At 71.1% G+C, this 15,044-nt stretch carries 11 protein-coding genes; 3 read left to right on the top strand and 8 right to left on the bottom strand.

Annotated features, from left to right (window positions below):
• Window positions 1-102: 102 nt before the first annotated feature.
• Window positions 103-873, top strand: coding sequence for an aldolase/citrate lyase family protein (locus PLE19_02220; GenBank protein ID HPD13736.1), 771 nt, complete (start codon window positions 103-105; stop codon window positions 871-873).
• A 9-nt stretch (window positions 874-882) separates the two neighbouring features.
• Here PLE19_02220 and PLE19_02215 read toward each other — a convergent pair whose 3' ends face one another.
• The 4 genes from PLE19_02215 to PLE19_02200 are packed head-to-tail and all read right to left on the bottom strand — an operon-like array spanning window position 883 to window position 5,301.
• A complete protein-coding gene (locus tag PLE19_02215; GenBank protein ID HPD13735.1) occupies window positions 883-2,559 on the bottom strand; it encodes a hypothetical protein in 1,677 nt (558 codons plus the stop codon).
• Window positions 2,556-3,875, bottom strand: a complete 1,320-nt coding sequence (miaB, locus tag PLE19_02210) for a tRNA (N6-isopentenyl adenosine(37)-C2)-methylthiotransferase MiaB (protein HPD13734.1) — start codon at window positions 3,873-3,875, stop codon at window positions 2,556-2,558. Before miaB ends, PLE19_02215 begins: the two co-directional genes overlap by 4 nt.
• On the bottom strand, window positions 3,848-4,096 hold the full coding sequence (locus tag PLE19_02205; GenBank protein ID HPD13733.1) for a hypothetical protein: 249 nt from the start codon (window positions 4,094-4,096) through the stop codon (window positions 3,848-3,850). Before PLE19_02205 ends, miaB begins: the two co-directional genes overlap by 28 nt.
• The gene (locus PLE19_02200; GenBank protein ID HPD13732.1) at window positions 4,093-5,301 is read right to left on the bottom strand and encodes an MFS transporter; all 1,209 of its coding nucleotides are present in this window, start codon (window positions 5,299-5,301) and stop codon (window positions 4,093-4,095) included. Before PLE19_02200 ends, PLE19_02205 begins: the two co-directional genes overlap by 4 nt.
• Window positions 5,302-5,613: 312 nt before the next feature.
• Between PLE19_02200 and nth the strand changes: the two genes are divergently transcribed.
• Window positions 5,614-6,279, top strand: a complete 666-nt coding sequence (gene nth / locus PLE19_02195; GenBank protein ID HPD13731.1) for an endonuclease III — start codon at window positions 5,614-5,616, stop codon at window positions 6,277-6,279.
• Window positions 6,280-6,315: 36 nt separating this feature from the next.
• Here nth and PLE19_02190 read toward each other — a convergent pair whose 3' ends face one another.
• The gene (locus PLE19_02190) at window positions 6,316-7,254 is read right to left on the bottom strand and encodes a DNA methyltransferase (protein ID HPD13730.1); all 939 of its coding nucleotides are present in this window, start codon (window positions 7,252-7,254) and stop codon (window positions 6,316-6,318) included.
• A 134-nt stretch (window positions 7,255-7,388) separates the two neighbouring features.
• On the opposite strand from PLE19_02190, the gene PLE19_02185 reads away from it, so the two are divergent.
• Window positions 7,389-8,693: a HEAT repeat domain-containing protein gene (locus PLE19_02185; protein HPD13729.1), complete on the top strand. Its 1,305-nt coding sequence runs from the start codon at window positions 7,389-7,391 to the stop codon at window positions 8,691-8,693.
• A 464-nt stretch (window positions 8,694-9,157) separates the two neighbouring features.
• On the opposite strand, the gene PLE19_02180 is transcribed toward PLE19_02185, so the two are convergent.
• The 3 genes from PLE19_02180 to PLE19_02170 form a co-directional block, all read right to left on the bottom strand.
• Window positions 9,158-9,997, bottom strand: a complete 840-nt coding sequence (locus PLE19_02180) for a sugar phosphate isomerase/epimerase (GenBank protein HPD13728.1) — start codon at window positions 9,995-9,997, stop codon at window positions 9,158-9,160.
• Window positions 9,994-12,831: a protein kinase gene (locus PLE19_02175; protein HPD13727.1), complete on the bottom strand. Its 2,838-nt coding sequence runs from the start codon at window positions 12,829-12,831 to the stop codon at window positions 9,994-9,996. The genes PLE19_02180 and PLE19_02175 overlap by 4 nt, the downstream gene beginning before the upstream one ends.
• Before the next feature lie 95 nt (window positions 12,832-12,926).
• Complete coding sequence (locus PLE19_02170; GenBank protein ID HPD13726.1) at window positions 12,927-14,954, bottom strand: hypothetical protein; 2,028 nt, start codon at window positions 14,952-14,954, stop codon at window positions 12,927-12,929.
• Between the last annotated feature and the right edge of the window lie 90 nt (window positions 14,955-15,044).

Below are 15,044 nucleotides of genomic sequence, written 5' to 3'. Positions count from 1 at the left end.
CCGTAATTCGTAGTCCGTAACCAGAGAGGAAGGGAAGGTTGGTTCTGTTCTTTCTGGTTACGGATTACGGATTACGCATTACGGATTCACGGAGGAGAGAAAATGCGTGAGAATCGCACGAAGCGCCTGTTGCGAGAGGGCAAGGTGGCCATTGGCGGCTGGGTGGTGTCGGAGGACCCCACGACGACGGAGATCATGGCCGACGTGGGGTTCGACTTCGTGGTGGTAGACACCGAGCACGCGCCCCAGACAGCCACGGGCATCCAGGCGCACATGATGGCGCTCAAGGACACCGCGGCCACGGGCGTCGTCCGCGTGCTCTGGAACGACTTCGTCCGCGTGAAGCAGGTGCTCGACGTTGGTGCCGAGGGGATCGTCTTCCCCTGGGTCAACAACGTCGAGCAGGCCCGGGCCGCCGTCGCTTCCACCCGCTACCCGCCGCGGGGCAATCGCGGCTGGGGGCCGCGCCGCGCCATCCGCTTCGCCACCGACCAGAACGACTACTTCCGCCACGCAGAGGAAAATATCCTGGTCCTGTGCCAGATCGAGACGCAGGAGGCCCTCGACAACGCGGAAGCGATTGCCCGCGTGGACGGCGTGGACGCCTTGATGATCGGCCCGGCCGACTTCAGCATCAACCTGGGCGTGCCGCTCGACTGGGAGTGTGAGAAGTTCATGGCAGGCGTTCGCCGCGTGCGACAGGCGGCGGATGTGGCGGGCAAGGCATTCGGCGTCATCACCTCGGGCGCGCCCTACGCCAGGCGTTGGCTGGCCGAAGGTGCGCGCGTGATCATCGCGGGCGCGGACGGGGCGTTCCTGAAGATGATGGCGCAGGCGACGCTCGGCGAGATACGCCAGGCGCTCAGGCCCTGAGGCGCGGCCCTACGGCCCGCGCTCGCGGAACGCCACGTGGTCCAGCCACACCGGCGCCCCGCCACGCGAGGTGACGGTGCCGCGCACCGCCGTGCGGCGCGCGTCGCCGGGCACGCGGAAGACGGCCCGCTGCGTGACGAATCCGGCCGCGCCGCGTGGCAGGGGCATTCGCGCGAGCACCTCGCCGTCGGGCAGCGTGACGACCAGCTCGCCGTCCGCCCCCGGCGCCGCCCGGGCGCGGAATGACAGCTCGTAGGCCAGCGAGCGCACATCGGCCTGGAACGACAGGGCCGCGGGCGCCGCGTCAAGCCGCAGACACCAGCCATAGGTCGAGCCGGGGTCGCCCTCGGGCACGCCCACATTCGCACCGAGCGACTCGAAGGGAATGGCCAGCGGGCGCCTGCGGAACGCGGCGAGGGCCTGGCTATCCCACCAGTGCCACAGCCGCGCGGGATAGCGGTCCACGTCGGGCGAAGTGTTCCACGCGCTCGCGGCCTTGTCGTAGACGGCGGCGCCATGGAGGACGAACGACACGGCGGCCAGCGCCCCGAAGGCCAACCGGAGCCAGCGGCGCCGTTCCGCGACTACCCGCTCGGCCGTGGGCGCGAGGAAGAGGACGAGGAACGGCAGGATGTCGGTGAGCAGCCTCGGCCCCAGCGAATGCCCGCCCCACCAGTGGGTGAACCTCGACAGGACGAGCAGGTGCGCCGCGCAGAAGGCGGCCATGCCCGCAAACAGCGGGTCGCGTTCGCGCACCACCTTGCGCCAGAAGCCGTGCGCCGCGAACACCAGCACGGGCGAGAAGACAAGCAGCCCGCGGCTGGGGCTCGCCAGGTGCCCCGCCAGCCCCCAACCGAGCGACCCGGACCATGCCCATTGGCGCGCGAGGTAGTCGTACGCGCCAAAGGGGCTGCCGTACGCTGCGACGTACCACAGCCCGAGCGCCAGGCAGGGAAGCCCCCCGAGCACGAAGGGCACGAGTTGGCGTCGGCGACGCAGGAGCACGTAGAGGCCCAGCACGACGACGGCGATGGCATTCGTGGGCCGCGCGAGCGTGGCGAGGCCGAGACTCGCGCCGGCGGCCCACAGCGGCCCGCCTTGCTGCCTGCGGAGGAGCACGAAGGCGGCGAGGGCAAGGAACAGCTCGCTGGGGCCGTGCTGCCAAAGGGCCTGGCTGCTCGTGCTCAGCGTGCTCGTGCACAAGGCGTAGACCAGGGCCACCAGCAGCGCCGCCGGGCCGCTGGCCGCCGCGCGCGCGGCCAGGAACACCACGGCCACCGACGCGGCGGCGATCAGGGCCGCCGCGATCTTCTCCTGCCTCTCCAGGCCCAGCGGCGTGTCGGCGCCGGGGAACAGGTGCGCCGCGGCGTGCACCGGCAGCGCCAGAAAGCCCGCCACGGGGGGATAGGACGAGAGGTAGGAGTCGCCGATCCTGCGCAGAAAGTACGGCCGGCCCGCGCCATACAACTCGGGGAACTCGTTGAAATCGAGGTCGCCCTCGTGCAGGATCGTGTGGGGCAGGAAGCGGGCGGGAACCGTGTCGCCCGAGCCGATCGTGCGCCGGTTGCCCACGTAGACGAGGAGGGCGAGCGCGGCGAGGGCCACGGCCCAGCGGCCCACGTGCCGCCGCTCGTCCGACCGCAAGGAGGCGGCGAGCCGGCCCCGGAACGCCGCGATGGCGGTCACCGCATTCTCCCGAAGAGCGTGAGGGGGGTGAAGCCGGTGATCTCCACGCTCACCGTATGGCCCTCGAGCCGCGGGTCGCCCGCGAAGGCCACGATGTGGTTGGCCCGCGTGCGGCCGGTGAGCTTGCTTGCATCGCGCTTGCTCGTGCCCTCGACCAGCACCTCGAGCGCGCGGCCGACCAGGGCCGCGTGGCGCCGGCGCATGACGGCTTTCTGCACGGCCAGCAGGCGGCGGTTGCGGTCCTGCTTCACGTCCCACGGCACGTCGTCGGCCATCTCGGCCGCCCGCGTGCCTGCCCGCGGCGAGTACTTGAAGACGAAGCAATTCTGGAAGTCGGCCCGCTGCACGAGGTCCACGGTCTCCTCGAACTCGGCCTCGGTCTCGCCGGGGAAGCCGACGATGAAGTCGCTGGCCACCTCGATGCCGGGCACGAGCGCGCGCACGCGGGCGATGCGCTCGAGGTAGTGCTCGCGCGTGTAGCCGCGGTTCATGTCGCGCAGCACGCGGTTCGAGCCGCTCTGGGCCGGCAGGTGCAGGTAGGGGCACACGCTGGGCAGGTCGGCCATCGCGCGGAACAGCGCGTCGCTGGCGTCCTTGGGGTGCGACGTAACGAAGCGCAGGCGCTCGAGGCCCGGGACACGGTCGAGCCGCTCCAGCAGCCGGGCGAGCGTGGTGCCGTCGCCGAGCGTGGCGCCGTAGGAATTGACGTTCTGGCCGAGGAGGGTGACCTCCTTGACGCCGTCGGCGACGAGGGCCTCGACCTCGGCGACGACCTCCGCAACGGGCCGGCTCTCCTCGCGGCCGCGCACGTACGGCACCACGCAGTAGGCGCAGAAGTTGTCGCAGCCGCGCATGACGGCGACAAACGCCTGGAAGCGGTTCGGGCGCCGGGTGACGCCGCGCGGCACGCGCCCCACGTGGCCCTCGCCCACGGCGACCACGCGCTCGCGCCGCTGGCGCACCTCGGCCACCAGCTCGGGCAGGCGGTCCAGCTCCATCGGGCCGCACACGAGGTCCACGTGCGGCATGCGCTGGAGGATCGCCTCGCGCTCCTTCTGGGCCATGCAGCCGATGACGCCCAGCACCAAGTCGGGCCGCCGCTGCTTGCGCGCCCGCAGCGTGCCGAGGAGCGACCAGACCTTGTCCTCGGCGTGCTGGCGTACGCTGCACGTGTTGAGGAGCACCACGTCGGCCTCGCGGCTGGACTCGGTGAGCGCGTAGCCGGCTTCGACGAGGTGGCCGGCCACGACCTCGCTGTCGAGCTTGTTCATCTGGCAGCCGAAGGTGACTACGTGGAGCTTAGCTTGCTCAGCCATTGGACGAGGTAGACCATGCCCACCCCCGCGCCGGCGACGGCCGCCACCAGGGCGAGGCAGCACAGGAAGAAGAGCGCCCGGTGGAACGCCAGCCACCGCGTGCGCCGGCGGCAGCCGCGGCACAGGCGGGCGAACGTCACCGGCGGCCAGCCGGCCTGGGGAAACGCCAGCAGCCACGCATCCTCGCGCACGCGGTCCTCGCCGCAGCGATCGCAGATCACAGCGAAGCCTCTCGGGTCCCGTCGGGCGGCAGCAACAGCAACGGCAGAGCCGATAGGGACATCATAGCGCCGCTGGCGATCATGGGCAAGCTCACCGCCTGCCCGTCGGCCGAGGCCGCGATGCCGAGGGCGGGCAGACTCGTCCACTCGGCCAGATGGCCCGCCAGCAGGGGGCCGAAGATGCAGCCCAGCGCCGTCACGGCGGGCACCACGCTCGCGTCGAGGCCGCGCGACTCCTTCCGCGCGTAGTGCTGGATCAGCCCCCACTGGAGGGGCGCCCACAGCCCCGCGCCAATGAGGTCGTGAGTCCACCAGAACGCCAGCGTCGGCGCCAGCGTTCGGAAGCACCCGACGAGCCCCAGAAGGATGCCCTCGACAAGGAGCGTCCAGAAGAACACGGCCTTCCAGCGCCGCTTCACCAGCCAGCCCACCAGGAAGAGGGCGGGCACGTGCGATAGCATGTGCACGAGCTGGATCCAGGCGATCGCCCGCTCGTCCAGGCCGAACTTCGCCTGGAAGAACAGCGGCGGCACATAGTAGTGGCTGGCGGAGATCGAGATGCCGAACAGGAAGCCCATGGCCGTGATCGCGAGAATCGGCCTGGGGAACGACGTGGTGAGGAGCGCGACCAGGCCGAGCGGCGGCCCCCGGCGCTCGAGGTCCGCCGGCTCCACAAACCACCGCGCGAACACGGCCGTCGTCGCCAGCAGCACGAGCGCCGACGCCACGAACGGCACCGCGTACCCGCACCCCACGATGAGGAAGCCCGCGGCCAGCGTGCCGGCCCCCATGAACAGCATCTCGGTGCCGCGCGTCATGCCCTGGAGGTGCACGTAGCCGTGGGCGCGCGACTCGTAGAGCGCCGTCGCGTGCATCGTCTCGCGGACCCCGAAGCTCAGGTCCGAGGCGGTCTTCAGCCCGGCCATCGCCGCGAGGCGGTGCAGGAACGGGAAGCCGAGGTACGACAGGCTCGTGAGCACCAGCGCGCCCACGTAGAACAGCTTGCGCCCAATGAGGTCCGACAGGCGCGCCAGATAGATTCGCAGGAAGAAGATCGCGATGGCCGACACCGTGAAGATCGTGCCGATATCGCGGAACGAATGGCCCCGCCACTTCAGATACAGCGGCACCGCGAAGTCCGTCAGCCCCTTCGTCAGCCCGTAGCCGATGCACACGAGGAACAGCAACCGCACGTTATGCCGCATCAGCGATTCCCAGGGCAGGGGGAACAAAGCGCCGGACGGCGCCTGGGTCTGTGGAAAGTGGCCCTCGCTGACGGTAAAATAGGACTTTGCAGCGTGCGTGTCAAGGTGACCCGACTAGGGAGCCTGTCCAAGAATCCGGGTGGGACTGCGACGCCCGCGATTCTTGCCGCAGGCTAGGAGCACGGAGGAGGCGATGCAACGGAGAGCATCGCCTGCGGAGCCGCGCCTTGCATCCGCCCCGCTGGCGCCGGCAACGCAGCCCACGGGGATTCGTGGACAGGCTCCTAGACGCCACTCACGAGGAGAACGCGAATGGAATCGCTCGCCGAGAAGAAGGTTCGGGTCAAGAGGATCATTGCGAAGCTGAGCAAGGAGTACCCCAACGCCCGATGCCTGCTCGACCACTCAACCCCCCTCGAACTGCTCGTGGCGACGATTCTGGCGGCGCAGTGCGCGGACGAGCGGGTGAACAAGACCACGCCCGCGCTGTTCCGGCGATTCAGGACCGCGGCCGACTTCGCCGCCGCGCCCCTCGAGGAGCTGGAGGGGATGATCCGCTCGTGCGGCACGTTCCGCAACAAGGCCCGCGCCATCATCGCCTGCTGCAAGGAGCTGGTCGAGAAGCACGGCGGCCAGGTCCCCGCCCAGATGGACGTGCTCTCGAACCTGCCCGGCGTGGGGCGCAAGACGGCGAACGTGATCCTCGGCACCTGCTTCGGCGTGCCGGCGATCATCGTGGACACCCACGCGCTGCGCCTGAGCGGCCGCTTGGGCCTCGCCGACCCGCACAACGTGGAGAAGAAGTACGCCGACAAGATCGAGAGGGAACTGGCCGAGGCGGTTCCGCAGAAGGACTGGACTCTGTTTTCGCACCTCCTGACGTTCCACGGGCGCTACTGCTGCACGGCGCGGCGGCCCGCCTGCCCGCGCTGCCCCATCGCCGCCCTCTGCCCGTATCCCGGGAAGACCCAAGAGTAGCCCGCGACACACACGAGAGGACGCGAGAGAAGAGGTTCAGGACCCTGCTGGGCTTCCTGTCTTCTTCCCGTGTGTTTCGCGGGCAATCTTTCTCTTCGCTTTCGCGGGTTTCTCTTTGCGGAAGATGGCGATGTTCTGGTGGACGATGTTGGGGATGTAGGCGTTGGGATAGCCGTAGGGCCGCACGCGCGCGCCCGTGGCGTACCACACCTTGATGCCTTTCATCACGTAGCCGCCGCGCTCGATCCGCTGGGCGATCTCGTAGGTGGCCGGGATGTAGCGGCCGCCCTGGTAGGAGTCGCGGATGATCACGGCCAGGTAGCCGCCCTCGCGCAAGAGCGGGAACGTGAGCGCGAAGGCGCGCTCGATGGCGTCGTAGAACTCGGCGAAGGTGGCCAGGTTGCGGAAGTCGGCCGCATCGTCCGAATACTTGTCGAAGTCGGTCTTGCGGTGCTGGATGTCGTAGGTGCCGTCGCACATGGTCTTTTCGAGGGCGATCGAGTAGGGCGGGTCGGTGGCGATGAAGTCGAAGGTGCGGCCCGAGGCGGCCAGGCCCGGCAGCACCTCGAGGCAGTCGCCCACGAGCGTCTCCTGCGGCTCGATGCCCTCGGTCTCGCACACCTGGCGGTAGATTTCGACCCAGCGCGGGTTCAGCTCGATGCCGGCGGCCGTGCGGCCGGCCAGCGAGGCGCCGAGCAGCGTGCCGCCCACGCCGGCGAAGGGGTCGAGCACGCTCTGGCCCGGCTTGGTGAAGAACTCGATGAGGTGTTGCATGAGCTGCGGCGGCTTGTTGCCGCCCTGCTCGCGCCGCAGCCGGTGGCCCAGGCCGTGCGGGTAGCTGGTGCGGAGCACCGACTTGGTGAAGAAGAGCCACTCGTTGCCCGTGAGGGCGTTGAGCTTGTTCTTCGGGTGAACCGAGGGGGGCTTGAGCTCCACCTTCCTCTTGCTGGCATCGCGGGCCTTGCGTCGGGGCACGGGGCGGGTCCTCGTGGTTCCTGGGCGGCGGTTCGGTGGCATCCTACCCTGGCGGCGGGGCGCTGTCAAGCAATGGCGGTTGCAGCCGTTCCGCTCGGAGCTACAATGAGCGGAACAGGAGGGATGGTGCCACGATGGGAAAGTGCTCCAGGGAAGAGCTGGCGCGGCAGGTGGAGAGCCTGGTGGACGGGTTGGACCTCACGTCGGCGGCCTCCGACGGCGCGGCCGAGGCCGCGTCGGGCATCGCGGCCCTGGGCGCCGACGCCGTGGCCTGCCTGGTGCACAGCGCGCTGCGGCGCGATGCGGCGCGGCGCGACCGGGTGGCGGCGATCCTGGGCTCGTTCGCGGGCGAGGCGGCCCGCTGGGCGCGCGATGCGCTGGCCGCGGCTCTCAACTCCCCCGTGCTCAACCCCACCGAGCGGATGTGGCTGAGCGCCGTGTGCCGCGGCATGGAGGAGGCCTGCTCGGGCCGCCCGCGGCCGGGCACGCCACTGCCGGGCGACCTCCTGGATGATGAGGGCGAGCTGATCCTGTGGCGCGACGAGTTCGCCTGCCTGTTGCCGGAGGAGCAGGAGGCTGTCCTCGCCCCGCTGCTCCAGGATGGCAACCCCGCGCTCCTCCGGCTGCTCGAGGCGGTGACCAGCCTGCAAGTGCCCCAGGTGGATGCCGCTGTGGCCGCGGGCCTCGCGCGGTTCGCCACGCCCGCGGCGCTGCCGCTCTTGCGCGAGCTGCTGCGGCGGCCCGACCCGGCCGTCCGCGCCCACGCGCGCGCCACCCTGGGCGCACTCGAGCGCCAGGGGGTGGACGTGCGCGGCGTCTTCGTGGCCGAGCCCACGCCGACCGAGCCGGTGCTGGCCGCACTCGTCGGCCCCCCCTGGAGCGACGGCCGCCTGATGGTGCTGGTGGCTCGGCACCAGGCGCCCGCCAGCCTCCGCTTCGCCGCGGTCATCGTGGACCCGGTGGAACTCGGGATCGTGACGACCTGGGGACAGACGGGCATGTCGGCCGCGGACTTCCGTCGGCTGCTGGCCGACTACACGCAGAAGATGGGGCAGAGCTTCGCGCAGGTGGATGTGAATGTGGCGCAGGCGTTGGTGGCTGCCGCCGAAGAGTACGCCGTTCGCCGCGGCCACACGCTCTCGCCCGACTACCTCGTGTGGCGGCGGTGCATCGGGAGGCCGAGCCGCCCCGTGCCGCTCCCCATCGTCTTCGGCCCCAAGTGCTCGGAGTGCGACGCCGCACTGGGCAGCGGCGACATGCGCCGCGGCGCCATCATCGCGGGCCGCGTGGCCCTGTGCGCGCGGTGCGCCGCGCAACCGCGCCTGTGCGCCGTCTGCCAGCGGCTTCTGAGCCGCGGCCAGGAGGGCGTGCGGGCACGGGAGGGCCCCGAGCCGGGGAAGATGGAGTTCCTGTGCCGGCACTGCGCGCGCGGCAGGTGAGCGCGCGGCCCGAGGCGGGCCAAAAAAGGGCCGGATGAGACACCCCCGCCAGGCACATGGTGTCGCGTCCGGCCTGATTCGTGCCCGGCGTCAGGTGTCGCCTGGCACAGGGCGAACCCCGCTCCCACAGAGCGCCGCCGCCTTGGGAAGGGATCGAGGCACAAGGCGGGGCGCGCCAACGGGCTTCTCGGGGCCGCCCGCTCGGTTTGCAGGGGGTGAGAGCAACCGGCATGCCGAGCCTCAGCGGGCTGAGGCGAAAAGCCGCGCCAACATAACCAGTTGTGTCACTTCATCTTGCAGCGTTGCGCCTTCCATTCGCCGCCTCTCCAGCCTCGGGCGCGCACAGGCCGATGTTGAAGCCCGGCAACATGCGGCAGGCCGCGGCACGGGCAGCGACGCCCGAAGTGCATGCTCACACGCTAGTTACCGCATGATGATGGATTGCCACATGCGGCCTGCTCGAATCAACACGGGCTGGGGGCGTTGCGGGCGAAGATCCAGCCGGCGAAGTGCTGGAGGTAGGCGAGTTTGAGGCGTCGCACGGGCAGCGGGCAGCGGTTTTCGCCGGGCACCTCGAAGTTGAGCAGCCCCTGGTACGACGCCTGGGCGAGGGCCTCGGCCACCTCGCCCCACGGCACGGAGCCGCCGCGGGCGTAGGGCAGGTTGTGCTGGTCGCCGCTCTTGTCGTTCTCGGCGAGGTGCAGTGCGCGCAGGCGCGGCCCGCAGGCCCGAATGAAGGCGGCCTGGCTCTCGGCGGTGAGGTTGAGGTGGCCGGTGTCGAGGCACACGCCCACAGCGTCGGGCGGCGTGGCGGCGAGAAGGGGCCTCAAGGCGTCGCCTGACGAGCAGTTTTCGACACAGAGCACGAGGCCGCTGCCACGCACGTGCGCGGCCAGCTCATCGAGAGTGCGCACTTGGGCCTCCAGCCTGGCCGCGGGATCCACGAGGCCGGCGCCGCCGGGGTGGATGACGGCGGCGGGAATCTGGAGGGCGAGATACAGGTCGAGCCAGCGTCGGAGGGCCGCGACAGTCTGGCGGCGGGTCGCCTCGTCGGCCGGCGCGATGTCCACCGTGAGCCACAGATGGCCCTGCTCGACCGCCACACCGCTGTCCTGGGCGAAGCGGCGGAAGGCGCCGCCCACGGCGGCAGGGTCGCCGCGCTCGAGGAGGGCCTTGCCGTGCTCGTCCGAGAGCTCGGCGTAGCGCCAGCCCGCGCGGGCCAGCTCGCGCAGGGCGTCCTCGGGCGAGAGGTCAATGAAGAAGCTCGTCCACATCGAGAGTTTCAGTTCGTCCCGGGGCGTCATGGTTCCTGCTTTCGGGGAGGGGGCACCGCGGGCGGGGGCGGCGAGGGCGCGTACTCCTGGTCTCGCTGCCACGTGCGGCCGCTGCGGTCCTGGTAGTCGCGGGGGGCGCCGCAGTTGATGAGGATGGGCGCGCCGCCGGCCTGAGGCGCGACCTCGATGGCGTTGACCACCGGGTCCTGGAGCTTGGGGATGAACTCGATCGTCAGCTCGCCGTCGGCGACCTCGACGCTGAACTCCTTGACCAGCGCCGTGAAGCGCCGGTCGTTCGTCTCCCGCAGGATGTCGAGGTCGCGCAACACCGCCCGGCCCTCGCAGGTGACGGAGAAGACGCGCTGCCCGATGCCTGTGACGCCGGGAGACGTTTCGGCGAAGTGCAGGCGCACGAGATAGGTGCCGTTGGGCACGGCGATTCGGTAGGCGCTCAGGCCGTGGCGCTCGGTGAGGTAGAGCGGGTCGTCGGGCGTGCCTCGCACGCGGGCGTCGGGGCGGGCGACGGCGCGGCCGCCCACGTGGCCCCAGCGGGGCGGGCGTGGGGCGGCGGCCTCCTGGAGCAGGCGCTCGGCCTCCAGGCAGAGGGCGGCGGCGTCGGGCCGCTTGCCGAAGCGGGCCAGGAAGGCGCGGAGGGCGGCGGCGCCGCGGTCCGGGTCGCCGCCGGCCACGAGGGCGCGGGCCTCCTCCAGCTCCTTGAGCGCCGCGAGGAGGGCCGCGACGGACTCGAAGCGCTGGAGCCGCGCCCGGAGGGCGACGACGTCGCTCCGCACGTCGCCGAGCGGCTGGAGGCGCTTGGCGGCGGCCTCGAGGTTCCCCTCGGCGATGAGGAAGCGCGCGGCGGCCACGGGGCCCTCGAGCGAGGTCAGCTCGGGCAGCACGAGGGCGAGGATCTGGTCGGCGTTGAGGTTGCGAATCTCCTCGCTGAAGGAGCCGCCGGGGGTGCGGATGGTGAGGCGGGTGCCCTTGACGGCTACCAGCTCGCCCTGGATGCCGCGGATGACGAAGCGCTGGCCGACCATGCGGCTGGCGCCCCGGTCGGTGCGGGCCCAGAGGTCCTGGAGTTTGGCCACCTCGGCCAACTCGGCTTTGAGTTCCTCGCGGGTCTCGGCAGGCGCCGTCTCGATGAGGCCCTTGAGGCGTTCGGCGGCCTCGTCGTACTTGCGCGCGCGGTAGAGGTCCATGAGTTCGCCGAGGAGGCGGAGGCGTGCGACCTCTCGCTCGGCCCTGGCGCGCTCGGCCAGTTCCTTCTGGGCGCGGCGCGCATCTGCGATGCGCTGCGCCACTTCGGCGCGCCAGGAGTCGGGCAGCGCGGCGCCAGCCGCTTCGTAGGCGCGCACGGCCTCGTCGGTCTGGCCGCTGCGCGCCAGCGTGTCGCCGCGCGCGAGGGCGGCGAGGAAGGCCTCGCGGGCCTGCTTCTCGGCGGCGGCCCGGGCGGCGGCGGCCCGCTCGCGCCAGCCCTTGGCCGCGAGCCCGGGCGGCAGTTTGTCGAAGAGGGCCAGGGCGTCGGCATAGCGCGTCTCGGCGACGAGGGCCTCGGCTCGGGCGACGAGGGCCGCCAGCGCCTCCTTGTTGCTGCGCTCGAGGTCCGCCTCGAGCTGGTGGCGCAGCGTGAGGGCGCTCTCGGCGGCCGGGGTGCCCGGGTAGGCTGACTCCACGTCGCGCAGGCGGGCGATGGCGCCCGGGGCATCGGCGGGATGGGCCTGCGCGTAGCTCTCGGCGGCCCGCCAGGCCCGCTCGGCGGCCTGGAGCCGCGGGTCCTCGGGCGGGCGTTCGCGGGGCGTGGGGTCCCGGCGGCCCTTGGGCGGCTCGGGCGGCCCGGTGAGGGCGCGGAAGGCGATGACCACGAGAACGATGAGGCCGAACACGAGCAGCAGGGTGCCGACGATTGAGGGCGCGAGGTTCGAGGACCGGGCGGCGCTGTAGCGCAGGCGCGGGGGCGGCAGCGGCTTGACGCCCAGGCTCTCGCCGCGCAGGACCGCCTCGATGTCGGCCGCGAGGCTCTTGGCGTCGGGGTAGCGGTCGTCGCGGTCCTTGGCCAGGAGCTTCTGGAGGATGCGGGCGAGGCCGTCGCTGAGCTCGGGCCGCAGCTCGCGCGGGTCGGGCGCCGGCTCGCGCAGGTGCTTGTTCAGGAGGGCCTTGGTGTTGCGGCCCTCGAAAGGCGCGCGGCCCGTGACCATGTGAAACAGGGTGGCGCCCAGGGCATAGAGGTCGCAGCGCACGTCGAGGTCGGGCCGGCGCTGAATCTGCTCGGGCGCGATGTAGTGCGGCGTGCCCAGGATCTTGCGGTCGGCGCCAAAGGCGTCCTCATCCTCGAGCGTCACCTCGTGGGCGAGGCCCAGATCTGCGAGCTTCGCCGTGCCGTCGGGCGTGATGAGGATGTTGCCGGGCTTGATGTCGCGGTGGACGATACGTTCCTTGGACCACGCGTAGTCGAGGGCACGGGCGATCTGGAGGGTGATGCGGAGGGCATTCTGCTCGGCCAGCGGCCCGGCCTTGAGCAGAAGGCCCACGGTGTGGCCCTCGACGTACTCCATGACGAAGTAATAGTAGCCGTGGTCCTCGCCCGCGGTGATGGCGAGCACGATGTTGGGGTGGCTGAGGCGGGCCGCGGCGCGGGCCTCGCGCCAGAAGCGCTCGACGTAGGCCGCGTCGCTCGCGAGGGCGGGCCGCAGCACCTTGACCGCCACCAGGCGGTCCATCGAGCGCTGCCGGGCCTTGAACACCGTGCCCATCCCGCCCTGGCCGATGCGGTCCAGGATCTCGAAGTCGCCGAGCACGGGCGGGCCGTCGGCGCCGGGCGGCTTCGGGCTGGGGGCCTGGGGCGGGCCATGGGGTTCGGGCATGCAGACTCCTCTGCCGCGCGTCGGCGCGGGGGGGCCTTGGGCGTCTACAGCATTCTAGGCCCGCCGCCCGCCACTGTCAAGCCGCACGCGGGGGCCTACACCCAGTAGAGGTTGTTGCCCACGCGCCCGGTGAGGAGGTCCACCACGATCCAGAGGCCGCAGGCCGTGAACTGGCCGAGGATGAGGCCCAGGAAGAACCGCCGCGTGCGGCGATAGGCCCGCGGCCCGCCGTAGGCCAGCACCAGGCGCTTCACGGCCCAGGCCAGAAAGATGCTGAACCACATGAAATCGGTCATCATGATGGTCGAGAGCGGGAAGCCCATCGGATGCAGGGGCCACCAGGCGAAGCGGTGGTGCAGCAGGGTGAGGCCCGACATGGCCGCGGCGCCCAGCCCGGTGAAGACCAGCGCGTCCACGTCCGGCCCGGCCGGGTTGCGCATGGCCCGGCCCATGAAGTCATAGGGGTACTGCGGCCCGCCGACGAAGAACCAGTCGTTCGCGTTCGCCCCGCCCTCGGTGTAGGCGATGCGCAGGGTCATCCACACCGAGCTGAGCAGGGCCACCACCACGGCGATGGCCATGGCCCAGAAGAGCCGGCGCCGGCGGCCCGGCAGGTCCGAGCCGAGCTTCATGCCGTTGGCCGCCGAGGCCATGACGAAGATCCGCACGTCGGCCATCCACACGTAGCTCAGGCCGAAGGCCACCATCGTCGAGGGCGGCATGCCCTCCGAGCCCAGGGCCGAGAGGAGGGCCGTGGAGCTGATGACGGGCGCGCGCGCCGCCGCCAGCCCGCCGCCGGCCACCACCCGCGTGATGCCGTAGAAGATCGCCAGCGACAGCACGACCATCGCCACGGCGATGCCCAGCGACATCCCGCTCCTCCACAGCCACGCGACCATGTACGCCACGCACACCCCCGTGCCCCAGAAGGCGAAGGGGTAGGACATGATCTCGCCCGAGTCGTCCACGCCGCGCCCCCGCCCGCAAGCCTTCGCTACCACGTCGCGCAGGTGGCCGCGGCTGAGCCACAGCCCGATCGCCACGAGGGCCAGCAGCGCGCCCAGGCTCTGGTGGCACACCAGCGGCCCGCCCCCGTTCTGGCTGTAGCCATCCAGGTGCCGCACGAAGTCCTTCGCCGTCACGAACCCGCCGAAGCCCACCATCTTGAACGCCGCCCGCTCGATCTGCGTGAGCAGGCTGAACACCCACAGGCTGAGGGCCATGTCGAGCCGCAGCATGTAGGCGAAGCCGGTCATCGGAAAGCTGATGTGGAACCGCAATTGCGCGGCGCCGCGGAAGATATCGAGCCGCGTGCCCTGCTCGATCTTGGGCACCTCGGGGAAGTAGAAGTTCAGGCCGTTGATCGAGACGACGAGCATGGGAATCAGGATGCCCGCCCACAGCCACCCGCTGCGCAGCACGGGGTTGGTGAAGCCGGGCGTCGCCTCGTGCCGCACCATCTCGAGCGGCAGGTGCACCATCGGGTAGACCAGCCGCTCGCGCTCGACCCACTGGCGCCGCACGATGGCCATGATCGCGATCATTGCGAAGTAGAGGGCGAAGAGGAACGACAGCCACCACGCCAGCGGCATCGCCCACGCGCCCCAGGGGATCGCCTCGCTCGCCGGCTTGCCCTCGAACAGCCACTGGATCGCCAGCGGGTCCGTCGGCCGCACCCACCGCGGCAGGTGCGGCACGATCAGCGTGTCCCAACCGTTCTCCGGCGAGGCGTAGTACTCGGCCGCAATGTCGGGGATGAACGACGCCGTCATCCCCATCGTGGGGATCGTGGTGGCCACGATCATCATCACGTAGACCACCAGCAGTTCGCCCGCGTTGAGCGCCAGGCCGAGCCACCGCAAGGCCCCGTTGACCACGAACACCAGCACCAGGAACAGGAAGATCGCCGCCGGCGTGCTGAAATCAATGTCCATGTACGAGGCGTGGAGGACGTGCAGATTGTACGGGCAGGCCACGCCGATGAACAGGCTCATCAGCGCGCCGACCGCCAGCGCCCGAACGGTGAACGCCTCGCGCACGGCCGAGGGGCTATAGGCGCCTTCCTCGGCAAGCGGTCCGCCTCCGCCCGCCGGAACTCGTGTGGGCTTGCCCGCGCTTCTCATCTGCGGCCCCGCGGCGCCGCCGGCAGCGGCGCGACCCGCGCTCCCCGGCCCCTCTGCCGCATCCTACCCCCCTTCCGCCGGCCCTGTCAA

It is taken from the genome of Planctomycetota bacterium (assembly GCA_035384565.1).
Taxonomy (GTDB): domain Bacteria; phylum Planctomycetota; class PUPC01; order DSUN01; family DSUN01; genus DAOOIT01.
Note: the sequence above shows the minus strand (reverse complement) of the source record. Positions and strands in the feature narration are given on the sequence as shown.

What these genes read in the sequence shown, in the direction of transcription:
- PLE19_02185 (HPD13729.1), top strand. Translation starts at nt 7,389, where the DNA reads ATGGGAAAGTGCTCCAGGGAAGAGCTGGCGCGGCAGGTGGAGAGCCTG.
- PLE19_02170 (HPD13726.1), bottom strand. Translation starts at nt 14,954, where the DNA reads ATGAGAAGCGCGGGCAAGCCCACACGAGTTCCGGCGGGCGGAGGCGGA.
- nth (HPD13731.1), top strand. Translation starts at nt 5,614, where the DNA reads ATGGAATCGCTCGCCGAGAAGAAGGTTCGGGTCAAGAGGATCATTGCG.
- miaB (HPD13734.1), bottom strand. Translation starts at nt 3,875, where the DNA reads ATGGCTGAGCAAGCTAAGCTCCACGTAGTCACCTTCGGCTGCCAGATG.
- PLE19_02180 (HPD13728.1), bottom strand. Translation starts at nt 9,997, where the DNA reads ATGACGCCCCGGGACGAACTGAAACTCTCGATGTGGACGAGCTTCTTC.
- PLE19_02220 (HPD13736.1), top strand. Translation starts at nt 103, where the DNA reads ATGCGTGAGAATCGCACGAAGCGCCTGTTGCGAGAGGGCAAGGTGGCC.
- PLE19_02200 (HPD13732.1), bottom strand. Translation starts at nt 5,301, where the DNA reads ATGCGGCATAACGTGCGGTTGCTGTTCCTCGTGTGCATCGGCTACGGG.
- PLE19_02175 (HPD13727.1), bottom strand. Translation starts at nt 12,831, where the DNA reads ATGCCCGAACCCCATGGCCCGCCCCAGGCCCCCAGCCCGAAGCCGCCC.